24 protein-coding genes are annotated in these 19,444 nt (G+C 65.9%); 12 read left to right on the top strand and 12 right to left on the bottom strand.

The window, feature by feature from the left end; all coding sequences use genetic code 11:
• Window positions 1-137: 137 nt before the first annotated feature.
• Complete coding sequence (locus BT183_RS16055) at window positions 138-1,175, top strand: cell wall hydrolase (RefSeq protein WP_072345405.1); 1,038 nt, start codon at window positions 138-140, stop codon at window positions 1,173-1,175.
• Between the two features lie 6 nt (window positions 1,176-1,181).
• Here BT183_RS16055 and aroC read toward each other — a convergent pair whose 3' ends face one another.
• From aroC to fabI, 5 genes are all read right to left on the bottom strand, one after another.
• Window positions 1,182-2,309: a chorismate synthase gene (gene aroC, locus BT183_RS16050; protein WP_072345403.1), complete on the bottom strand. Its 1,128-nt coding sequence runs from the start codon at window positions 2,307-2,309 to the stop codon at window positions 1,182-1,184.
• A gap of 75 nt (window positions 2,310-2,384) precedes the next feature.
• The gene (locus BT183_RS16045) at window positions 2,385-2,774 is read right to left on the bottom strand and encodes a PIN domain-containing protein (protein ID WP_072346276.1); all 390 of its coding nucleotides are present in this window, start codon (window positions 2,772-2,774) and stop codon (window positions 2,385-2,387) included.
• A gap of 11 nt (window positions 2,775-2,785) precedes the next feature.
• A complete protein-coding gene (locus BT183_RS16040; RefSeq protein ID WP_072345402.1) occupies window positions 2,786-3,055 on the bottom strand; it encodes an antitoxin in 270 nt (89 codons plus the stop codon).
• A 48-nt stretch (window positions 3,056-3,103) separates the two neighbouring features.
• Window positions 3,104-3,718 (bottom strand): histidine phosphatase family protein, encoded by a 615-nt coding sequence (locus tag BT183_RS16035; RefSeq protein WP_072345400.1) that lies wholly within the window; start codon window positions 3,716-3,718, stop codon window positions 3,104-3,106.
• A gap of 16 nt (window positions 3,719-3,734) precedes the next feature.
• Window positions 3,735-4,538: an enoyl-ACP reductase FabI gene (fabI, locus tag BT183_RS16030; RefSeq protein WP_072345398.1), complete on the bottom strand. Its 804-nt coding sequence runs from the start codon at window positions 4,536-4,538 to the stop codon at window positions 3,735-3,737.
• A gap of 102 nt (window positions 4,539-4,640) precedes the next feature.
• Here fabI and BT183_RS16025 point away from each other — a divergent pair, with 102 nt between their 5' ends.
• Both BT183_RS16025 and BT183_RS16020 read left to right on the top strand, forming a co-directional pair.
• The gene (locus BT183_RS16025; RefSeq protein WP_072346274.1) at window positions 4,641-6,053 is read left to right on the top strand and encodes an FAD-binding oxidoreductase; all 1,413 of its coding nucleotides are present in this window, start codon (window positions 4,641-4,643) and stop codon (window positions 6,051-6,053) included.
• 63 nt (window positions 6,054-6,116) lie between these two features.
• Window positions 6,117-6,677, top strand: coding sequence for a hemerythrin domain-containing protein (locus tag BT183_RS16020; protein WP_072345396.1), 561 nt, complete (start codon window positions 6,117-6,119; stop codon window positions 6,675-6,677).
• 8 nt (window positions 6,678-6,685) lie between these two features.
• Here BT183_RS16020 and BT183_RS16015 read toward each other — a convergent pair whose 3' ends face one another.
• A complete protein-coding gene (locus BT183_RS16015; RefSeq protein WP_072345394.1) occupies window positions 6,686-7,429 on the bottom strand; it encodes an SOS response-associated peptidase in 744 nt (247 codons plus the stop codon).
• Window positions 7,430-7,492: 63 nt separating this feature from the next.
• Here BT183_RS16015 and BT183_RS16010 point away from each other — a divergent pair, with 63 nt between their 5' ends.
• The 3 genes from BT183_RS16010 to BT183_RS16000 all read left to right on the top strand — a co-directional run bounded on the left by BT183_RS16010 (window position 7,493) and on the right by BT183_RS16000 (window position 8,660).
• Window positions 7,493-7,906: an NUDIX domain-containing protein gene (locus tag BT183_RS16010; RefSeq protein WP_177282590.1), complete on the top strand. Its 414-nt coding sequence runs from the start codon at window positions 7,493-7,495 to the stop codon at window positions 7,904-7,906.
• An 8-nt stretch (window positions 7,907-7,914) separates the two neighbouring features.
• Entirely contained in the window at window positions 7,915-8,289 is a 375-nt protein-coding gene (locus BT183_RS16005; protein WP_072345390.1) for a TIGR02301 family protein, read from the top strand.
• 125 nt (window positions 8,290-8,414) lie between these two features.
• The gene (locus tag BT183_RS16000) at window positions 8,415-8,660 is read left to right on the top strand and encodes a hypothetical protein (RefSeq protein WP_084603612.1); all 246 of its coding nucleotides are present in this window, start codon (window positions 8,415-8,417) and stop codon (window positions 8,658-8,660) included.
• Window positions 8,661-8,678: 18 nt separating this feature from the next.
• On the opposite strand, the gene BT183_RS15995 is transcribed toward BT183_RS16000, so the two are convergent.
• The gene (locus BT183_RS15995) at window positions 8,679-10,010 is read right to left on the bottom strand and encodes a dihydroorotase (protein ID WP_072345386.1); all 1,332 of its coding nucleotides are present in this window, start codon (window positions 10,008-10,010) and stop codon (window positions 8,679-8,681) included.
• A 56-nt stretch (window positions 10,011-10,066) separates the two neighbouring features.
• Between BT183_RS15995 and ygfZ the strand changes: the two genes are divergently transcribed.
• Together ygfZ and BT183_RS15985 are read left to right on the top strand one after the other, a co-directional pair.
• Window positions 10,067-10,897, top strand: a complete 831-nt coding sequence (gene ygfZ / locus BT183_RS15990; protein ID WP_072345384.1) for a CAF17-like 4Fe-4S cluster assembly/insertion protein YgfZ — start codon at window positions 10,067-10,069, stop codon at window positions 10,895-10,897.
• 49 nt (window positions 10,898-10,946) lie between these two features.
• Window positions 10,947-11,570: an HD domain-containing protein gene (locus BT183_RS15985; RefSeq protein ID WP_072345382.1), complete on the top strand. Its 624-nt coding sequence runs from the start codon at window positions 10,947-10,949 to the stop codon at window positions 11,568-11,570.
• A gap of 6 nt (window positions 11,571-11,576) precedes the next feature.
• Here the strand turns inward: BT183_RS15985 and BT183_RS15980 are convergent, their stop codons facing one another.
• From BT183_RS15980 to BT183_RS15965, 4 genes are all read right to left on the bottom strand, one after another.
• Window positions 11,577-12,317: a TlyA family RNA methyltransferase gene (locus BT183_RS15980; RefSeq protein ID WP_072345380.1), complete on the bottom strand. Its 741-nt coding sequence runs from the start codon at window positions 12,315-12,317 to the stop codon at window positions 11,577-11,579.
• A 3-nt stretch (window positions 12,318-12,320) separates the two neighbouring features.
• On the bottom strand, window positions 12,321-12,920 hold the full coding sequence (locus BT183_RS15975) for an SCO family protein (protein WP_072345378.1): 600 nt from the start codon (window positions 12,918-12,920) through the stop codon (window positions 12,321-12,323).
• A gap of 94 nt (window positions 12,921-13,014) precedes the next feature.
• Window positions 13,015-13,272: an exodeoxyribonuclease VII small subunit gene (locus BT183_RS15970; protein WP_425290579.1), complete on the bottom strand. Its 258-nt coding sequence runs from the start codon at window positions 13,270-13,272 to the stop codon at window positions 13,015-13,017.
• 10 nt (window positions 13,273-13,282) lie between these two features.
• Window positions 13,283-14,221, bottom strand: coding sequence for a histone deacetylase family protein (locus tag BT183_RS15965; protein WP_072345376.1), 939 nt, complete (start codon window positions 14,219-14,221; stop codon window positions 13,283-13,285).
• Window positions 14,222-14,310: 89 nt separating this feature from the next.
• On the opposite strand from BT183_RS15965, the gene BT183_RS15960 reads away from it, so the two are divergent.
• Window positions 14,311-15,258, top strand: a complete 948-nt coding sequence (locus BT183_RS15960; protein WP_072345374.1) for an L-threonylcarbamoyladenylate synthase — start codon at window positions 14,311-14,313, stop codon at window positions 15,256-15,258.
• A gap of 6 nt (window positions 15,259-15,264) precedes the next feature.
• Here BT183_RS15960 and BT183_RS15955 read toward each other — a convergent pair whose 3' ends face one another.
• On the bottom strand, window positions 15,265-16,209 hold the full coding sequence (locus BT183_RS15955; protein ID WP_072345372.1) for a DnaJ C-terminal domain-containing protein: 945 nt from the start codon (window positions 16,207-16,209) through the stop codon (window positions 15,265-15,267).
• A 109-nt stretch (window positions 16,210-16,318) separates the two neighbouring features.
• On the opposite strand from BT183_RS15955, the gene pdxH reads away from it, so the two are divergent.
• From pdxH to BT183_RS15940, 3 genes are all read left to right on the top strand, one after another.
• Window positions 16,319-16,945, top strand: coding sequence for a pyridoxamine 5'-phosphate oxidase (gene pdxH / locus BT183_RS15950; protein ID WP_072345370.1), 627 nt, complete (start codon window positions 16,319-16,321; stop codon window positions 16,943-16,945).
• Between the two features lie 61 nt (window positions 16,946-17,006).
• Complete coding sequence (locus BT183_RS15945; protein WP_072345368.1) at window positions 17,007-18,206, top strand: DUF898 family protein; 1,200 nt, start codon at window positions 17,007-17,009, stop codon at window positions 18,204-18,206.
• Window positions 18,206-19,408 carry a M48 family metallopeptidase gene (locus BT183_RS15940; protein ID WP_072345365.1) on the top strand — a complete coding sequence of 401 codons (1,203 nt, stop codon included), beginning with the start codon at window positions 18,206-18,208 and terminating at the stop codon, window positions 19,406-19,408. The genes BT183_RS15945 and BT183_RS15940 overlap by 1 nt, the downstream gene beginning before the upstream one ends.
• The last annotated feature ends 36 nt before the right edge of the window (window positions 19,409-19,444 follow it).

Raw genomic sequence — 19,444 nt, 5'->3', positions numbered from 1 at the left:
AATTAACCACAGCTGCACCCTTCGCCCGCCCGATTGCCGGTCTTTACCCAGTGCTAACCCTAATGTCCGATGATCCCGGTGTGCGGCATTTGAGTGACTGCCGCGCTGGTTGCGTTCGAGTGAGTTGTAAAGCGTAGATGGCTTTTGTGCAGAAGACCGCGCGGACCCGCCGCAAGGCCGTTGAGCAGATGATGCTCAATGGCGCTGCCGGCGCCGCTACCGCAGTGCTCGGCCTTCTGGCCCTCACATTCCCCGCCCAGGGGCCGGCCCATGGGGAAGCCGCCATTCCCGCGCTGGCGCAGAATTCGGCCCTCGCCAGCATCGACTTTTTGGGCTCCGCGCCCGTCATCACTGGTTCGGTCAACCATCTATTCGACACAGGCGGCTTTCGCGGCCCCAATCGCCTCGCCAAGACCGACCGGGCGCGCTACGTGCCCGATGTCATGGAAATGGCGAGCAGCTTTTCCGACATCCGCGAGCGCATCCTCGTCGCGAGGGCTGCGGCGATCGAGACCACCCGCGTCGCGGCGCTTCCTGGATCGGCGGCCAGGCCCGAGCCGATCACGCCCGCAGCCACGGCAGAGCGCGTCGCCATAGCCGCCGTTTCCCCGCGCGCCGTATCGCAAGCGCTCGATGCCATCGATGGCATCACCGGTTCCACGGCTCCGCTTCCGGTGGCTCCGCCCCAGCAGATCGCCTATGCGCGCGCCGAGGCCCCGGCCACGGAATTCGGCCTCAAGGACAAGGCCGGCACCGAAGTCTCGGACAAGGAACTCTGGTGCCTCGCCACCGCCATCTATTTCGAGGCCCGCGGCGAGGCTTATCGCGGCCAGATCGGGGTTGCACAGGTGGTGCTCAACCGCGTCAAGCACAGCCTCTACCCCTCCACCATCTGCTCGGTGGTCTTCCAGAACCAGCACATGCGCAATGCCTGCCAGTTCTCCTTTGCCTGCGACGGTATCCCGGAAAAGGTCACCGACCAGAAATCCTGGAAGCAGGCGGAAGAAATCGCCCGCGGCACGGTGAAGGGCGACCTCTATCTCGCCGAGGTCGGCGCAGCGACCCATTACCACGCCACCTATGTGAAGCCGCGCTGGGCCCCGCGCATGCAGAAGCTGACCCAGATCGGGCTGCACGTCTTTTATCAGTTCAAGCGCGGCTGGCGCTTCGGCTGACCAGCCTCAAAGATGCTCGGAGGCGGGCGGAAAGCCGATGCCCGCGTCGCGCCCCGTCTGCCCGCGATGGCGCAGGAAATGGTCGGCCAGCACCACGGCCATCATCGCTTCACCGATGGGCACGGCGCGGATGCCGACGCACGGGTCGTGCCGGCCCTTGGTGACGATTTCGGTATCGTGATTGTCGCGCGTCACCGTGTTGCGCGGGGTCAGGATCGATGAAGTCGGCTTGACGGCAAAGCGCACCACGACCGGGTCGCCATTCGATATGCCGCCAAGGATGCCGCCGGCCTTGTTCGAGGTGAAATAGGGCCCGGAATTGCCGGCCCGCATCTCGTCGGCATTCTCGATGCCCGTAAGGCTGGCCGCGTCGAGCCCGGCACCGATCTCGACCGCCTTGACGGCATTGATCGACATCATCGCCGAGGCAAGGTCCGAGGAGAGCTTGCCATAGATCGGCGCGCCCCAGCCCGGCGGCACGCCTTCAGCGACCACTTCGACGATCGCGCCCACCGAATTGCCCGACTTGCGGATCTCGTCGAGATAGTCGGCCCAGAGCGCGGCGGCCTTGGGATCGGCGCAAAAGAACGGATTGTTGTCGACTTCGGCCCAGTCGAAATTGGCATAGTCGATCTTGTGCGGCCCCATCTGCACGAGGCTGGCGCGGATGGTCACGCCCGGAATGACGAGCCGGGCGACAGCACCGGCCGCCACGCGCGCCGCGGTTTCGCGCGCCGAGGAGCGACCGCCGCCGCGATAGTCGCGGATGCCGTATTTCTGGTCATAGGTGTAGTCGGCGTGGCCCGGACGATATTTGTCGCGGATTTCGGAATAATCCTTGGAGCGCTGGTCGGTGTTTTCGATCAGCATGGAGATGGGCGTTCCCGTCGTGCGCAGCCCGTTGGTGCGCTCGTCCTCGAAGACGCCCGAAAGGATATGCACGAGGTCGTCCTCGCGCCGCTGCGTCGTATACCGCGACTGGCCGGGCTTGCGCCTGTCGAGGTCGCGCTGGATGATTTCGCTGCTGATCGCAAGGCCGGGCGGACAGCCATCGACGACGACGCCTATGCCGGGGCCATGGCTTTCGCCCCAGCTGGTGAAGCGGAAGAGGTGTCCGAAGCTGTTGAACGACATGGCGATCCCCGGGTCTTGCACCGGGTGTTTAGAGCATCCCGCTCAAGGCTGGAAAGCGCTTTTCGTCACGCAGGCTCAATCAAGCCAGTTCTCGACCCTGAGGCCGGGGATGCGCGCGAATTCGCGGACATTGTCGGAAATGAGCGTGAGATCGAGCGCAAGCGCGTGCGCGGCGATCAGCAGGTCGTTGCTGCCGATGGGGGTGCCACTCCGTGTAAGGAGTGCGCGGATTTCGCCGTAGTGTTCCCCTGCCGGCTCGGTAAACGGCATGGAATGGATAACGGTCAGTATGTCCGTGATCTCGTCATGGAGCCTTTTTGAGGCCTTCAGCTCTGCGCCATAGCGCAGTTCGGCGGCGCTGATGATGCTCATGCAAAGATTGGCTATGCCGTACCGCTCCGCGCGCTGCCATAATCGGCCTGGTCCCTGCCGCATAAGCTCTGACACGATATTGGTGTCGAGCATTGCGGTGGGGTTCACAGCTTGGGCTCGTCGAGAGGCAGGAGATCGCTGTCGTCGATATCCGGGAAATCGACGGGACCGTAGTGCTCGAGGATTTCCAGCAGCGTCCGCTTTGTCTCCGGCTTGGCCCGGATGATGAGGGTATCGCCGTCTTTTTCGATTTCCACTTCCTTGCCGGGCAATTCGAACTCGACGGGGATACGGACGGCCTGATTGCGGCCGTTGCGGAAGAGGCTGGCTGTGCGCGTGTCGCGCCGGACCGGTTTGATGGCATTCACGATCATGCCCTCCTCTGGCCTATGCCGGAAACATAGGCCTTTGGGCATGGGGCATCAAGCGGCGCGGATGAACTCCATCCGACCGGGCGTAAAATGCATCACCACATCCTGGGGCGGTCCCCAGTTGATGACATCGAGAATCGGCGCCTTCTCGATCAAGACCCGCAGCGTGCGGGCAATGCCGCCATGGGCGACGACCACGGATGGCCCGTTGAGCGTTGCGGCGAAGGCGTTGAGCCGCTCTTCCACATCCCGATAATTCTCGCCCTTCTCCGGGCGGAAATCCCAATAGCTCTCGTCGCGCATGCCGGGCGCGGTGGCCATGGTGGCGGGCAATTCGTCGTGGAGCAGGCCCTCGAGCACGCCAAAGGAAATTTCCACCAGCCGCACGTCGTACTTCACCGGGGGCAGGGGCGTGTCGAACGCCTCGCGGATGCGCTCCATCGTCTCTCGCGTGCGAGAGAGAGGCGAAGCATGCCAATCCATCGCGGACGGATCGAGCCCGCGCGCCGCCAGCGCTTCTTTCAGGATGACGCCATTGGCAACGGCCTGCCCGCGACCCTTGTCGTTGAGCGGGATGTCCCGCCGACCCTGATAGCGCCGTTCGGCATTCCACGGCGTTTCGCCATGGCGGATGAAGTAGATTTCCGGCCAGGTGGGGAGGGTCATCGGTCCGTCTCAGAACTTATTCGGCAGCAGGCTTGTCGTCCATCAGCTTCATGCCGACGACGTTGAAGCCGGCATCGACATAATGGATTTCGCCGGTGACGCCGCTCGACAGGTCCGACAGCAGATAGAGCGAGGCCTTGCCGACATCGTCGATCGAGACATTCTTGCGCAGGGCCGAATTGGCCTCCTGCCAGTGCAGCATGTCGCGCAGGCCCGAAATGCCAGAGGCGGCGAGCGTCTTGATGGCGCCGGCGGAAATGGCGTTAACGCGGATGCCCTTGGCGCCCATGTCCACCGCAAGATAGCGCACGGAGGCTTCGAGCGCCGCCTTGGCCACGCCCATCACATTGTAATTGGGCACATATTTGGCCGCGCCATAATAGGTGAGGGTGAGCAGCGAGCCGCCCTCGCTCATCATCGCTTCGGCGCGCTTGGCGACCGCCGTGAAGGAATAGACCGAGACGTTCATGGTCAGCGCGAAATTTTCGGCGCTCGTATTGATGTAGCGGCCCTCCAGCTCTTCCTTGTTGGAAAAGCCGATGGCGTGCACGAGGAAATCGAGCGTACCCCACTTTTCGGCGAGCGTGCGGAAAGTCTCGTCGATGGCAGCGTCGTTGGAGACGTCGCACTCCACCAGCGTCGTGACGCCCAGCTCGGCGGCCAGCGGCTCGACGCGCTTCTTGAGCGCTTCGCCCTGGTAGGAGAAAGCGATTTCGGCGCCTTGGGCGGCGAGCGCCTTGGCGATGCCCCAGGCGATCGAACGGTTGTTGGCGACACCCATGATCAGGCCCCGCTTGCCGGCCATAAGACCTTGTGACATCCACCGCTCCATCTATTGTCTTGCATGTCTTGCGTTGCGCCGCTTGTCGCACAGCCGGCTTTGAGCGGCAAGCAGGGCATGGACGGCCCCTGGGGAGATTTCATGACGACGCCCACCACTTCGCTTCACGCCGAGATCGCCACCCTGTTGGGTGAAGGGGCGGTCGTGCCGCCCGGCGCGGCCATGGCCCGCTTCATCGACGAGCCGCGTCGGCGCTTCCACACTGCCGCGCAGGCGGTGGCTTTGCCGAGTTCGGTCGAACAGGTGCAGGCGTTGGTGCGATGGGCCGCTGCCAAACGCATTCCGCTCATTCCCCAGGGCGGCAATACCGGGCTCGTGGGCGGGCAGGTGCCGCTTTCGGGCCAGGAGGTGATCGTCAGCCTCGAACGGCTCAACCGCATCCGCAGCATCGATGCGGCCACCGGCCACATGACGGCCGAAGCCGGGGTGATCCTCGAAAAGGCCCATGAGGCGGCCGAGGCGGAAGGCGCGATCTTCCCGCTCTGGATCGCCTCGCAGGGCTCTGCCCGGATCGGAGGCGTGCTCGCCTCCAATGCCGGGGGCGTGCAGGTGCTGGCCTATGGCAATGCCCGCGAATTGTGCCTCGGGGTCGAGGCCGTCACGGCCGATGGCCGGCTCTATGCGGGCCTCAACACCCTGCGCAAGGACAATACGGGCTATGATCTCAAGGATCTGCTGATCGGTTCGGAAGGCACCCTCGCCATCCTGACGGCGGCGACCCTCAAGCTCTTTCCCAGGCCGGCCGCCTATGAGACGGCGGTGGTGAACGTGGCCGGGCCTGAGCAGGCGCTGGCGCTCTTTTATCGCATGAAGGCCGCGGCGGGCGCGCGGCTCACCGCCTTCGAGCTCATGCCGCGCTTTGGCATCGACATGCTGCTGCGCCACGGCATGATGAGCTCCGATGCGACCGCCTCGATGTCGCCCTGGTATGTGCTGTTGGAATTCTCCTATGGCGAGGCCGACCGGCAGGGCGTTCTGGCCGAGGCGCTCGAGCCGGCCTTCGAGGCGGGCCTCACCGACGATGCCGTGCTCGCCGGTTCGCTCGCCCAGCGCCAGCAGCTCTGGGCCATGCGCGAGCAGATGTCGGAGGTACAATCGCGCGAGGGCGCCTCGATCAAGCACGATGTCTGCGTCGATATCGCCGATGTGCCGCAACTGATCGCCGAGGGCATGGAGGCGGCCGAGCGCGCCGTTCCCGGCATCCGGCCATGCCCCTTCGGCCATCTGGGCGATGGTAATATCCACTTCAACTTCAGCCAGCCGATCGGCGCCGATCCCAAGGCCTTCATGGCCGGCGCCGATGCGGTGCATGATGCGGTCTATGAGGTCGTGCTGCGCCTGGGCGGTTCGGTTTCGGCCGAACACGGCATCGGCCAGCTCAAGACGAAGGTGCTCGAAGAGGTGAAGGACCCCGTCGCGCTCGACATGATGCGGGCGATCAAGCAGGCGCTCGATCCGCATCGCATCCTCAATCCGGGCAAGGTGCTGGCCTGAGCCGGGTCGGTTACCTCCGCGTGCGTTCTTGATCGGCAGGGGCGGGGGGCCTATCTCCCGTCCATGCTTGATGACATCACATTTCTCGACGACGCCACCCGTCCCGCCCCGCCAGTGCTTGAAGGACTGACGCCATCGCAGCGCCAGCCCGGCCAGCATCTCAGGATGATCCACGATCATCTGCGCGATAACATGCACGTGCTCGGCCAGCTGATCGGCCGGGCCGCCGCCGGCAAGGCGACGCCCGCCGATGTTACGGCGGAAACCGCCGACCTGGTGATGGTCTCGAACTATCGCCGCTTCGGCACGCTCTGCGGACAATATTGCCAGTTCGTGCACGGCCATCACTCGATCGAGGACCGCATGCTGTTCCCGGCGCTCGCCGACAGGAGCCCGGTGATGAAGGCCATCGCCGAGCGGCTGGAGGCAGAGCATGTGGTGGTGCATCAGCTTCTTGAACGGCTGATCGATGCGCTGATCGCCCTCGCCGACGCTCCAGGACGCGAGCGGTTCGATGCTGCGGTCGAAGTCTTCCGCGCGCTCGAAAAGGTGCTGCTCTCCCATTTGGGCTATGAGGAGGAGGCAATAGGAGACGCGCTGGGCTATTACGATATCGGCGTCTGAACCCGCCTTCAGAACAGGTCCATCTGCCCACCCGATGCCGCCTTTTTGCGCGGCTTGGGCGCCGGTGCTTCCGGCTTTTCCGGGGTGACTTCAGCGATCAGCCCCGGATCGTCGTCGCGCGCCGAATTGACCCGGCGGGATACCGGGATGGCGCGCAGGATCCCCTGCCCAAGCGGCAGCGCCAGTTGTGCGGCTTCGGCGGCGCGCACAGTTCGCACGTCAAGCCAGGCCGCGATGTCGGAATCATCCATGAGAATGGCCGGCATCCGGTCGTGAATGACCGAAAGGTCGGCATTGGCCGCGACGGTGATCGTGGCGCAGCTGTCGATCTCCTCGCCATTCGGCCCGCTCCATGTGGCGTAAAGGCCGGCAAGCGCCAGCGGCTGCCCATCGGCGCGGGTGATGTAATAGGGCTGCTTGGTCTTGTCCGGCCCGGTATGCCATTCATAGTACCCGCTCGCCGGGATGATGCAGCGCCCATGCGCCAGCGCATCGCGAAAGGTCGGCTTTTCCGCCATCGTCTCGGCCCGGGCGTTGACGAGCAGCGGAAATTCCCGCGGGTCTTTCACCCAGCCTGGCACGAAGCCCCAGCGCATCAACTGGGCGCTGCGCCGTCCATGCTGTTCGGCAACCACCAGCACGGGCTGGGTCGGCGCCACATTGTAGCGCGGCGGATAAGGTGGCACCGAAGCGAGGCGGAACAGTTGCGCCATCATTTCGGGCGGCAGGGTGATGGCATAGCGGCCGCACATGGGCTTGCCTTTTTCAGCGAATAGAGACCATCACATAGGGCCGGATGGCCAAAGGAGCAAATCGTGACGCTGCCAGAGCCCAATGCCGCCAGCGTTGCCCTGCTGCGCGAGGGTCGCGTGCTGCTGATCCGTCGGGCCCGCTCGCCCTTTCTCGGCGATTGGACGTTGCCCGGAGGCCGCCGCGAGGCGGGCGAGGCGATCGAGACCTGCGCCATCCGTGAAGTGGCCGAAGAGATCGGCGTCAATATCCGCGATGTCGTGCCGGTGATGCGGATGCCGGTGGGGGAGGGCGGGCGCTACAGCCTGCAGGTCTTTGCCACGGAGACCTTTTCGGGCGAGATCGTCCTTTCCGACGAAGTGTCGGACTATGCCTGGCTCACCCGGCGGGAGATCGCGCCGCGCCCCATCACGCCGCGGCTGATGGAGGTGCTCGACCTCGCTTTCTCGGCCATTGAACCGGCGCATTCGGCGGGCTAGAGCAGGCCATGCGCAAGGGCTTCGGCATAATCCTCATCGTTGTCGCCCTGATGGCCGGGCCCCACCCCGCGCTCGCGGTCGATCCGCCCTATCAGGGCGAGATGGAGCGCCTGTCGGAAATCCTGGGCAGCCTCTATTTCCTCCAACCCCTGTGCCGGGCGGATCTTTCGACCGACTGGCGCGGGCAAATGGAGGATCTGATTGCCCGCGACGAGCCCGACGATGATCGTCGGCAAAGGCTCGCAGGCGCCTTCAACGCCGGCTACATGGCCTATTCGCGGCTCTATCGCACCTGCACCGATTCGGCGCTCCAGGCCTTCGGTCGGCTTCTGGTCGATGCCGAAAAGACGGCCCGCGACATTCATACCCGCTACGCCGAATAGGCTAAAACCGGCGGATCGCCTCAGTTTTCGCCCCTGCGTTAACCTTTTGCTTACATTGGTGCGGCGACGCAGCGCCGATCGTGTTAGCGCGTAGGGTTATGAAACTTGCAAGATCCCCGCTCCAGATGCCCTCCTTGGTCGCCGAGGCAGACCAGGCCGAGCGCGAGCTCGCCCTTGAAGTGCTCGCCGATGCCTGGAACGAGGCGGAGGATGACGGCATCACGCCCAATGCCCTGGCCCATGCCGCGCTGTTTGCCGCCCTTGCCACTTTCGTGCGCCAGCATGGCGAAGAAAGCGCGGCAAAGCTCGTCGAAAGCCTGCCGGACAAGCTCCGGTCGGGCGAATACAGCGTCGAGCGGCGCCTGCAATAGGCGCCGCCTTCAGGGCGTTCAGCCCGGGGGCAGGGCCTCGAGGAAGCGCATCGGCTGCCCCTGCGATGGCGTCACGAGCTCGCCTTCCCACATCACCTTCTGTCCGCGCACGATGGTGCCGACCGGCCAGCCGGTGACCGTCACGCCATCATAGGGCGTCCAGCCGGCCCGGCTCGCGATCCAGCCATTGGTGATGGTCTGGCGTCGCTTGAGGTCGACGATGGTGAGGTCTGCATCATAACCCACGGCGATGCGGCCCTTGTTGGCGATGCCGAACAGGCGGTTGGGGCCGGCGCTGGTCATGTCCACGAAGCGTTCGAGGCTCAGGCGCCCGGCATTCACATGATCGAGCATGGTGGGCACGAGCGTCTGCACCCCCGTCATGCCGGAATGAGAGTGAGGGTAGGGGTGGTCCTTTTCCTCGCGCGTGTGGGGCGCGTGATCGGAGCCTAGGATGTCGGCAACGCCATTGGCCACCCCGGCCCAGATCGCTGCGCGGTGAGCCGTGTCGCGCACCGGCGGGTTCATCTGCGCATAGGTGCCGAGCCGCTCGTAGGCGGTCTCGTCCAGCGTCAGGTGATGCGGGGTGACCTCGACGCTCGCGACATCCTTATGGTCGGCGAGGAAGGCCATCTCTTCGGCAGTCGAGATATGCAGCACATGGATGCGCTTGCCGGTCTTGCGGGCCAGCACCACCAGCCGCTGGGTGCAGTTGAGCGCGACTTCGGGCGACCGCCACACGGGGTGGCTCGAGGGATCGCCTTCGACGCGGAGGTGCTTGCGTGCCTCGAGCATGAACTCGTCTTCCGAATGGAAGGCGGCGCGGCGCGAGATGGCGCGCAGGATGGCCTCGACGCCATCATCGTCGGCCACCAGCAGCGAGCCAGTCGAGGAGCCCATGAACACCTTGACCCCGGCACAGCCGGGCAGGCGCTCGAGCTCGGAAAGCTCTGCGATATTGTCGTGCGTGCCCCCGATATAGAAGGCGAAATCGCAGTGCATGCGGCCGGTGCCGGCCGCGATCTTGGCGGCGAAGGTTTCGCGCGTCGTGGTCAGCGGATTGGTGTTGGGCATTTCGAAGACCCCGGTGACCCCGCCCATCACGGCGGCGCGCGAGCCGGTTTCCAGATCTTCCTTGTGCGTCAGGCCGGGCTCGCGAAAATGCACCTGGGTGTCTATGACGCCGGGTAGGATGTGCAGGCCCGTGCAGTCGATGGTTTCGGCCGCCGAGGCGCCCGACAGCGCGCCGATGGCGACGATGCGGCCGGCGCGCACCGCGAGGTCCACCTGGCTCCGGCCATCCTGATTGACCACCGTGCCGTTCTTGAAGATCGCGTCATACTGCGCCATGTCTAGCCCTGTCGTCCTGCCGTTCCGCTCTGCGGCGGGTGTAACGGAAGAGTTTCATGCCCACAATCCTCCGCCCCGACCGCGTGGCGTTCCGCTTCGCCGGCCCGGATGCCCAGCATCTCCTGTTCGATGTCATCACCGGTCGCATCCTCGCCGAACCGGGCCCGGCGCGATGGTGGGCGCTCCTCTCCCCACAGGGCAAGGTGCAGTGCGAGGGGCTCTGGAGCTGGCATGACGACGCCTTCTGGCTCGATGTGGATGCAACGAGCGCCGAGGCCTTTTTCAAGCGCATGCGGATGTACCGGCTCCGCGCCAAGGTCGAGATCGAGCCCCTAAGCGAGACCCATGCCGTCGGCTGGGCCGAGGCGCCGGTCGCGGGTGTGCTGAGCGACAGCGACGGCCGCGCCGAGGGCCTCGGCTATCGCATCATTGCCCCGCGCGAAGCTGCGATTGTCTGGAGCAATAACCCGGCGCTGGTGGCGGGGCCGCGGGTTGCCGCCGGTATTGCCGAGCAGGGGCCCGATTTCGCCCCCGACAGCCAGTTTCCGCATGATCTGGGCATGGATCTTCTGGGCGGGGTCGATTTCGCCAAGGGCTGCTATATCGGGCAGGAAGTGGTGAGCCGCATGCAGCATCGCGGCACGGCGCGCCGGCGGCCCGTCATCGTCTCCGGGCTCGCAGATGCCGTCGAAGCGGGCGCGCCTCTCATGGCAGATGGCCGCGAGGCGGGCGTGCTTGGGCGGCCGGTGGGGGGGCAGGCGGTGGCGATCCTCAGGCTTGATCGGATTACCGATCCCGCAGCGGCAACGGTCCATGGCGCGCCTGTGACGCTCAGCCTCCCGGCCTGGGCGACATATGGGTTTGGCGAATCTCCGGCTGCCGATTAGGCTTTGCCCGCGCTCCAAGGGCCGGGGCGCGCTGCCGCGAGATCTGTGAATGCCACCCGCCAAGAGCCGCGCCTGGCAGAGAATGCTGTCGGGCCGCCGGCTGGATATCCTCGATCCCTCTCCGCTCGATGTCGAACTCTCCGACATCGCGCACGGGCTGGCGCGCGTCGCCCGCTGGAACGGCCAGACCATCGGGGACTATCCCTTCTCCGTAGCCCAGCATTCGGTGCTGGTGCTCGAGATCGTGCGGCTGATGGACGAGAGCGTCGATGCGCGCGCCGAGCTTTACGCGGTGCTGCACGACGCCCCTGAATATGTGATGGGCGACATCATCTCGCCCTTCAAGGCAGCGATGGGCGGCAATTATCGCGAGGTGGAACAGCGCCTGCAGGGCGCCGTGCATGTGCGCTTCGGGCTCAATGCCCTGCCGCAGCCGGCGCTTCTGAAGCTGATCAAGAAGGCCGATCGCGAAGCCGCCTTCTTCGAGGCGGTGGAACTTGCCGGCTTCGGGCGCGACGAGGCACGCCGCCTGTTCGGGGCCCCGAGCATCGCAAGCTTCGATCTCGAACGGTTCGATCGCCTGATCCGGCCCTGGCCGACGCGCGAGGCCCATGACCGGTTCGTCGAGGCTGTCGAGACGATCGCCGGCCGGCTCGATCCCGCCACCGCCTGAAAAAGATCAGCCTGCGCCACGTCGAAACATAGCCACCGTCTCGCGATTGCCATCACCGCCGGTGATGGGCGAGGGGAGGGACTGGCGCAAGGCCCAGCCGGCTTCGGCCATGAAAGCGATGACGCTCTCATTGGCATTGGCGATGGCCGCCTCGTTGGTCACGAGCCCGCCCTTGCCGATATGCTCGGGCCCGACCTCGAATTGCGGCTTGATCAGGATGACAGCATCGGCGTCTCCTGTGCAGAGCGAGAGGGGCGCCGCAAGCACCTTGGTGACCGACACGAAGCTGACATCGCAGACGAGGAGGTCGATGGGATCCGGCACGAGTGCGCGGTCCAGCGCGCGGGCGTTTTGTGATTCGAGTGAAATCACTTGCGGCAGGCTGCGCAGCTTCTGGTGGAGCTGGTCCTGCCCGACATCCACCGCATAGATGCGGGCCGCGCCGCGTTCGACCAGAACCTGCGTGAACCCGCCCGTCGATGATCCGACATCGAGGCATGTGCGGCCTGCGACGGCGACATCGCCCGCATCGAGACCGGCGATGAGCTTGAGAGCGGCGCGCGACACATAGGCCGCCGCCGCGTCATCAAGGGTGATGATGTCGCTCTCGGCTATAGGCTGGTGCGGCTTGGTGGCGATGACGCCATTGACCTGCACGGTGCCGCGCAGGATCGCGTCTCGCGCCCGGGCGCGGCTCTGGATCAGGCCGCGCGCCTCGAGCGCCCGGTCAAGCCTTTGCCGCTCCATGGCTCAGGCGCCCACCAGCCGCCGGATCTTGCCGAGAGCCGTCTCCATCGCTTCGCCATAGGCGATGGTGCCCTTGAACTGCCCATCGGCGCCGATCAGGTAGACGCTGGCGGTGTGGTCGACGAGATAGAATTCGTCATCCGACGCCTTCTGCGAGAAGGCTCCGAACGCCTTCTTGGCCGCCTCGGTCTGGGCTTCGTCGCCCACAAGGCCCAGCACCGACGGATCGAAGCCCGAGAGATAGCTGGTCAGAACCTCCTGCGTGTCGCGCTCAGGATCGACCGTGATGAAGATCGTGCGCAACTCATTCTGCTCGAGGCCGAGTGCCTCTTTCCACGCGACGCTTTCCGCCAGCGTCGTGGGGCAGACATCTGGGCAGAAGGTGTAGCCGAAAAACACGAGGCTGGGCGTGCCGCGCAGGCTGGCCTCGGTAAAGGTGCCCCCTTGCGTGGAATTGAGCGCGAAGGGCGTGCCGGTGACGGCCAGTGGCCCGGTCGGCGGCCGCAGGAAGAACACGGCCGTCGCCGCGATGGCCGCAACGACGACCAGCGACCACAGGATCATGCGAAAGCGCTGAAGGCCACGCGAGCTTGGTTCGGACATGAGTGCATCCTCGTTTTGCCGCCCGTTCTAGCGGTCGATCGCCGATGCCGCGCGCGACATACCGGCGCAGCCCGGTCACGAGCCTGCTATCGGGTCAGCGTGTGTCCGGGTCGAGCGGCTCGGTGCCGACGGGCTGCCCGTCCTTGTCGAGCATGATCTTTTCGATCCGGGCCTCGGCCGCCTTGAGCTGGCTTTCGCAATGGGCCCGGAGAGCGGCGCCGCGTTCGTAGAGCGCGATGGATTCCTTGAGCGGTGCCTGTCCGCTTTCAAGACGCCCGACAATGGTCTCGAGTTCGGCCAATGCCGCCTCGAAGGACAGCGCGGCGATATCGGGAGGGGTGGTTTCGGCCATCAGGGGCTCCTCATGCGGTGCGTTTGGCGCCCATAAGGGCAGCGACATGCTCGGCCGCCCCCTCGGCCAGGCCGGAGAGGTCATAGCCGCCTTCAAGCAGCGACACCACCCGACCGGCGCATCGCCGCTGGGCAAAATCGAGCAGGCGCGTCGTGACCCAGCCGAAATCCTCCGGCTGCCATTCGACCTGCGCCAGCGGATCGCGATAATCGGCGTCAAAGCCGGCGGAAATGAGCAGGATGTCGGGCGAAAAGGCTTCGAGGCCCGGCAGGATCAGCGTCTCATAGGCCGCCCGCATCTCGGCCGTGCCACTGCCGGCGGACAAGGGGGCGTTGACGATGTTGCCGACCCCGGTCTCGCCGGGCGCGCCCGTGCCGGGGTAGAGCGGCATCTGGTGGCTCGAAGCGTAGAACACGCTGGCATCGTCGTAAAAGATGTCCTGCGTGCCATTGCCGTGATGCACGTCGAAATCGACGATGGCGACACGTTCGGCGCCATATTTGCGCTGCGCCTCACGCGCGACCACTGCCACCGTGTTGACGAGGCAAAAGCCCATCGGGGTGTCGGTTTCGGCATGATGTCCGGGGGGGCGGATGGCGCAAAAGGCATTGTCCGCCTCGCCCAGCAGAACCGCATCGAGCGCCGCGAGCCCGGCACCGATGGCCGTGGAGGCGACGTCGAGCGAGCGGGAGGAGACGAAGGTGTCCGCATCGATCTGCCCGATGCCCTCGGCCGGGCGGGCGCGGCGCAGGATATCGAGATAGCCAGGGCCATGGACCAGTTCGGCCAGCCCCAGATCGGCGCTCGGCGCATCGCGGCGCACCAGGGCGGCAAAGCGCTGGCCGGCCAGCGCCTCTTCTACGGCACGCAGCCTGTCGGGACGCTCGGGATGCCCTGCCGGGGTCACGTGACTTTCGAAATTGCGCTGGCTGACGAGAAGTGTGGTCAAGGGGGCTCGCGCCTCCGAATGAAAGGGGCGCTGGGGCCCGTGCAAGCGGCTTTCTTGACGTGGCGGCTCTGGCTTGTCAAACACGCGCCATGCAGAGCCAGCCTGACCTCATTGCATCGATCGGCCGTTTCGCCGCGCTTTTGCGCAGTGGCGAGGTCGTCGGCATGCCCACCGAGACCGTCTATGGGCTGGCCGCCGATGCTACCAATCCCGATGCCGTCCTCAAGATCTACGAGACCAAGGGCCGGCCGCGCTTCAATCCGCTCATCGTGCATTGCGCCGACCTCGCCATGGCTGAACGCTTCGCCTTGTTCGATGATCTGGCCCGTCGCCTCGCCGAGAGGTTCTGGCCGGGGCCTCTGACGCTGGTGCTGCCCCTCAAGGACGATGCCGGGCTCTCCGATCTCGTGACAGCCGGGCTCGATACGGTAGCACTGCGGGTGCCGGCCCATCCCATCGCCCAGGCGCTGATCCGAGCGGCCGACCGGCCGATCGCCGCACCCTCGGCCAATCCCTCGGGCCGCCTTTCACCCACGACGGCGCAACAGGTGATCGATGGCTTTGGCGGTGCCGTGCCGGTGCTCGATGGCGGACCCTGCGAGGCCGGGGTGGAATCGACCATCCTCGCCATCGCCGATGGCGCGGCGACACAGCTGCGTGCAGGGGCGCTGCCCCGTGACGTCATCGAAGCGGCGATCGGCACGCCGGTTGCCGTAGCGCGCGCCGATGCCGCGATTGCCGCGCCGGGGATGCTGCTCTCGCACTATGCGCCCCGCGCCCATCTCCGGCTCGATGCCGCGGTCCCCGAGCCCGGAGAAGCCTATCTGGCGTTCGGCAACGAGCCTCAATCGGCAACGTCAGGGTTGCGCAACCTCTCCGCGACGCGTGACCTGCGCGAGGCAGCCCGCAACCTATTTTCGATGCTGCATCAACTCGATGCCGAGGCTTCCGGAATCGCCGTGGCACCCATTCCCGAAACCGGGCTGGGCGAGGCGATCAATGACCGCCTCCGCCGCGCCGCCGCCCCGCGATCCTGACCCCGCTTACTGGTCGCGCACCTTGTAGGGCTTCTGGTCCCGCCAGAACCGCATCAGGCTTTCAAGGTCGGGATCGCCGCCTTCGGGCAAGACCACCCTGAGGCTGGCATAAAGATCGCCATCGCCATGCAGGCCCTTGCCCTTGAGGCGCAGCGCCTTCTGGGTGTTGACCCCGGGCGGCAGGTTGAGCTCGACCGAGCCGTCGAGCGTCGGCACGCGCACCTTTGCCCCGAGCACCGCCTCGTAAAGGGTGATCGGCACATCGACCCTGAGGTCGGCGCCCTCCCGCCGGAACCGCGGGTGATGGGCGAACTTGACCGTGACGATGGCATCGCCCGGCTCGCCGCCCATGGGATTGGCGGTACCCTGGCCGCGCAGGCGGATCTGCTGGCCATCCTCGACCTTGCGCGGCAGCTTGACGTTGAGGGTGCGCCCATTGGGCATATGGAGCGGCACGCTCGCGCCCGAATGCGCATCCTCGAGCGAGACGGCAGCGGTTACCGAGACATCATCGCCCTTGAAGCTCTGCTGGCGGGTCGATTGGCCGGCGCTGCCGGTGAACGGATCCCAGCCGGCCGCGCCCGAACCCGGGCCGCGCGCGCCACCGCGCGGGCTGCCCGAAAAGCCGCTCATGAACTCCTTGAGAATGTCTTCGGCCGAAAAACCGGAGGCCCCGGCCGCGCCGGATCGGCCCCCGCCGCCGCCCGGCGGAAAGCCGGCGAAGCGGGGATTGCCATCCGCATCGATCTCGCCCCGGTCATACTGGGCGCGCTTCTGCTTGTCGGACAGGAAGTCATAGGCCGAGGAGACCTCGGCGAATTTTTCCTGGGTCTTGGGGTCGTCCTTGTTCTGGTCGGGATGGAGCGCCTTGGCCAGCTTGCGGTAAGCTGCTTTCAGCTCTTTCTCGCCGACCGATCTGGGCACCCCGAGAACGGTGTACGGGTCACGCATGCTCTTGCTACCGAATGTCGCGGCGGTTGCAACACCGCCTGTTCGCCCCGTATATGGCGATGGCATCCGGGAATGTCCAGCAGCCCCCGGAGACAGGAATGTCATTGCAATGACCAGCCTTACAGATCAGCTCTTCGACGACGCCAGTACCGATCCGATCGACCCTTTCGCGCTGTTCGAGGACTGGTTCGCCGAGGCAAAAGCCAGCGAACCCAACGATCCGCACGCCATGGCGCTCGCAACGGTGGACGATGCCGGCGTACCCGATGTGCGGATGGTTCTGCTCAACGCACGCGATGGGCGCGGCTTCTGCTTTTTCACCAATTTCGAGAGCGCCAAGGGTAACCAGTTGCTCGCCCATCCCCATGCAGCCTTTGTGATGCACTGGAAATCGCTGCGCCGGCAGGTACGGGTGCGCGGCTCGGTCGAGCGCGTGTCGGATATGGAGGCGGACGCCTATTTCGCGACGCGAAACCGCGTGTCGCAGCTTGGCGCTCATGCCTCCGATCAGTCCCGGCCGCTCGCCGCGCGCAGCGTGCTGGTCGAGCGGGTGGATCGGCTGGCCAGCGATCTTGGCGAGGATCCGGTGCCCCGGCCCGGCCATTGGTCGGGCTTCCGCATCCGCCCGCAGGCCATCGAATTCTGGAAGGATGGCGCCCATCGCCTGCATGACCGGGTGCGGTTTACCCGGCCTGACGAAGCCTCACCCTGGTCGCGACAGCGCCTTTATCCCTGACCTCGGAGCCCTTGCCGCCGCGCCTAAGGCGTGAAATCGTGCGGCTATCGGGGGCCACATCATGACAGACAGGGGTGAAGACACGGATGTCGGCTCGGCCCGTTTCGTGGCCGGCCGCTGGCCTTTGTTCTGGCTTCTCCTGCGCGGCTACCTGCTGATGCTGCCGACGCTCGGCATCTACCGGTTCTGGCTGACGACGCAGACGCGCCGTTTCTACTGGACCAACACGCTGATCGGCGGCGAGCCGCTCGAATATACCGGCAATGCGCTGCAACTGCTTGTCGGCTTCTTCTTCGCAGTCGCCTTCTTCCTGCCCCTCTATATCGCCTTTTTCTACTTCGCGACCCAGGGCGGCGACGTGGCGGTCATCGGCTATGGCGTGGTTGGCCTGCTCTTCTGGTTCATGACCGGCTATGCTTTGTACCGGGCGCGCGATTTCCGCCTGTCCCGCACGCTCTGGCGCGGCATCCGTTTCGACCAGCGCGGCAGTGCCTGGGCCTATGCGGCAAGGCGGTTCCTGTGGTCGCTGGTGGTGCTCGCCACTCTGGGGCTCGCTTATCCCTTCATGGCGGCAAGCCTCTGGCGCTATCGCTGGACGCACTGCTTTTATGGCGACAGGCGCTTTGCCTTCTCCGGTTCGTGGCGAACCCTGGCCGGACCCTTCTACCGGCTCTATTTCGGCCTGCTGATCCTCGCGGTGATCGCGTTCATCATCGCCGTTACGCTTGAGGGACGCGCCTGGCCGTGGCTGGTGTTCGGCTCTCTTTTTCTGCTGTGTGCCTTTCTGGGCTGGTATCACTATCGCGCCCGCACGCTCTCGCGGCTCTATTCCTGCGTCACCCTGGGCGCAGCGCGGCTCGACCTGCGGGTCAGGGCCCGCATCCTGGTGGGTCAGGTGCTGGCCTATGGCGCACTCGCCCTGCTCTGGTCGATCCTGTGCTTTGTCGGGGGCATCATCGTCGTGATCCTCCTCTTGGGCGAGGGTGCGGTGGCGAGCGGCCTGCCTGATGCGGCCGATCTCGCTCGTCTCGCCCGCACCGGCTGGGCCGAGGTGGCGCTCGTCATCGGCAGCTATCTTGGCTTCGTGGGCGGGCTGGCACTCCTCGGTGAGGTCGTCTTCGGCTATGGATATTGGGCGTTGCTCGCGCGGGGTGCGCGGGTCTCGGGCCTCGAAAGTCTCGCAAGCGTGCGCGCCGCCGCCGAGGACCGCTCGGTCGTCGGCGAAGGCCTCGCCGATGCGCTCAATATCGGAGCCTATTGATGCAAGGCTTTGAAGCTCGCTTCCATGACGGGGTGACGGCGCGTGTCGAGCCCGTTCGCCTCGTGCCACCCCTGGGCGGGCAGGGGGCGATCGAAATCCTCGCGTCCGACGACGCATCGCGGGATCGCTGGCCGGTGGAAACGCTTTACACCGTACCCACCCGCAAGGGCACGCTGCGGCTCGGCAGCACGGCGCGGCCCGCGGGCGCCCGGCTCGAAGTTACCGGCAAGGCCGAGGTGCAGCGGCTCCTCGACCTTCTCCCCGGTATCGGACACAGGCGAACTGCCGACCGCAGGCGGCAACTGGGCGTCATCGGGCTCGCGACCGCAGCGCTGGGATCGCTCATCATCGCCTATGTCGTGGGCGTGCCGCTCCTTGCGCGCAACATCGTCGGGCTCGTGCCCGCCGCGTGGGAGGAAAGCCTGGGCGCCACCGTGGCGGTTCAGATCGAGCAGGCGCTCTCCCAGGGGGCGGGCTTTGCCGTCTGCGATCCGGACCCGCAGAGCCTTGCCAACCGCGCCATCGCGCGCTTCGCCCACTCGGTCGCGGCAGGGACCGGCACACCGTTTTCCCCGCGCATCTCGGTGATCCGCTCGGACATCCCCAATGCCTTCGCCCTGCCGGGTGGACAGGCTTATTATTTCTCCGCCCTCCTCGACAGGACGAGTTCGGCCGACGAATTCGCCGGCGTCCTGGCCCACGAGCTTGGTCATGTCGTCTACCGGCATGGCCTCGAGGGCCTTGTTTCCACATCGGCGACCGGGCTTCTTATCGGCTTCGTCCTCGGCGATCTCACGGGGCTTTCAATCGCCGGCGGGCTGGGCTCGGCGCTGATCGATACGCGTTTTTCGCGCGAGGCCGAACGCGAGGCGGATCGGTTCGCGCTCGATGCGGCGAGACGGCTCGGCTTCCGCCCCGCCGGACTGGCCGACCTGCTCGATCGCATCTCCGAGGATGATCGTATGAGCCGGGCGCTGGCGCTGCTCTCAACCCACCCGCTGAGCGAGGAGCGGCGCGCGGCGCTTGAGGACATGGATAGCGGGGGCGAAACCCTGTCGCCAGCCTTCACCCCTATCGAATGGCAGGCGATCAAGTCCATGTGTGCCGAAGCTGAAGGTCCCCGGTCGTCGGTTTCCATCGGTGAGCGGCCGGGATCGCAGAGCCGGCAGCGCGACCTCGTTCCGCTCGAGACCGCGCCTTAGGGGCTTTTCATTCTCGCCCGGTCATGCTCTGCCACT

This window comes from Devosia enhydra, from assembly GCF_900119845.1.
In the GTDB taxonomy this organism is placed as follows: domain Bacteria; phylum Pseudomonadota; class Alphaproteobacteria; order Rhizobiales; family Devosiaceae; genus FPKU01.
The sequence above is the reverse complement of the archived record's forward strand: the minus strand, read 5'-3'. Positions and strand labels throughout refer to the sequence as shown.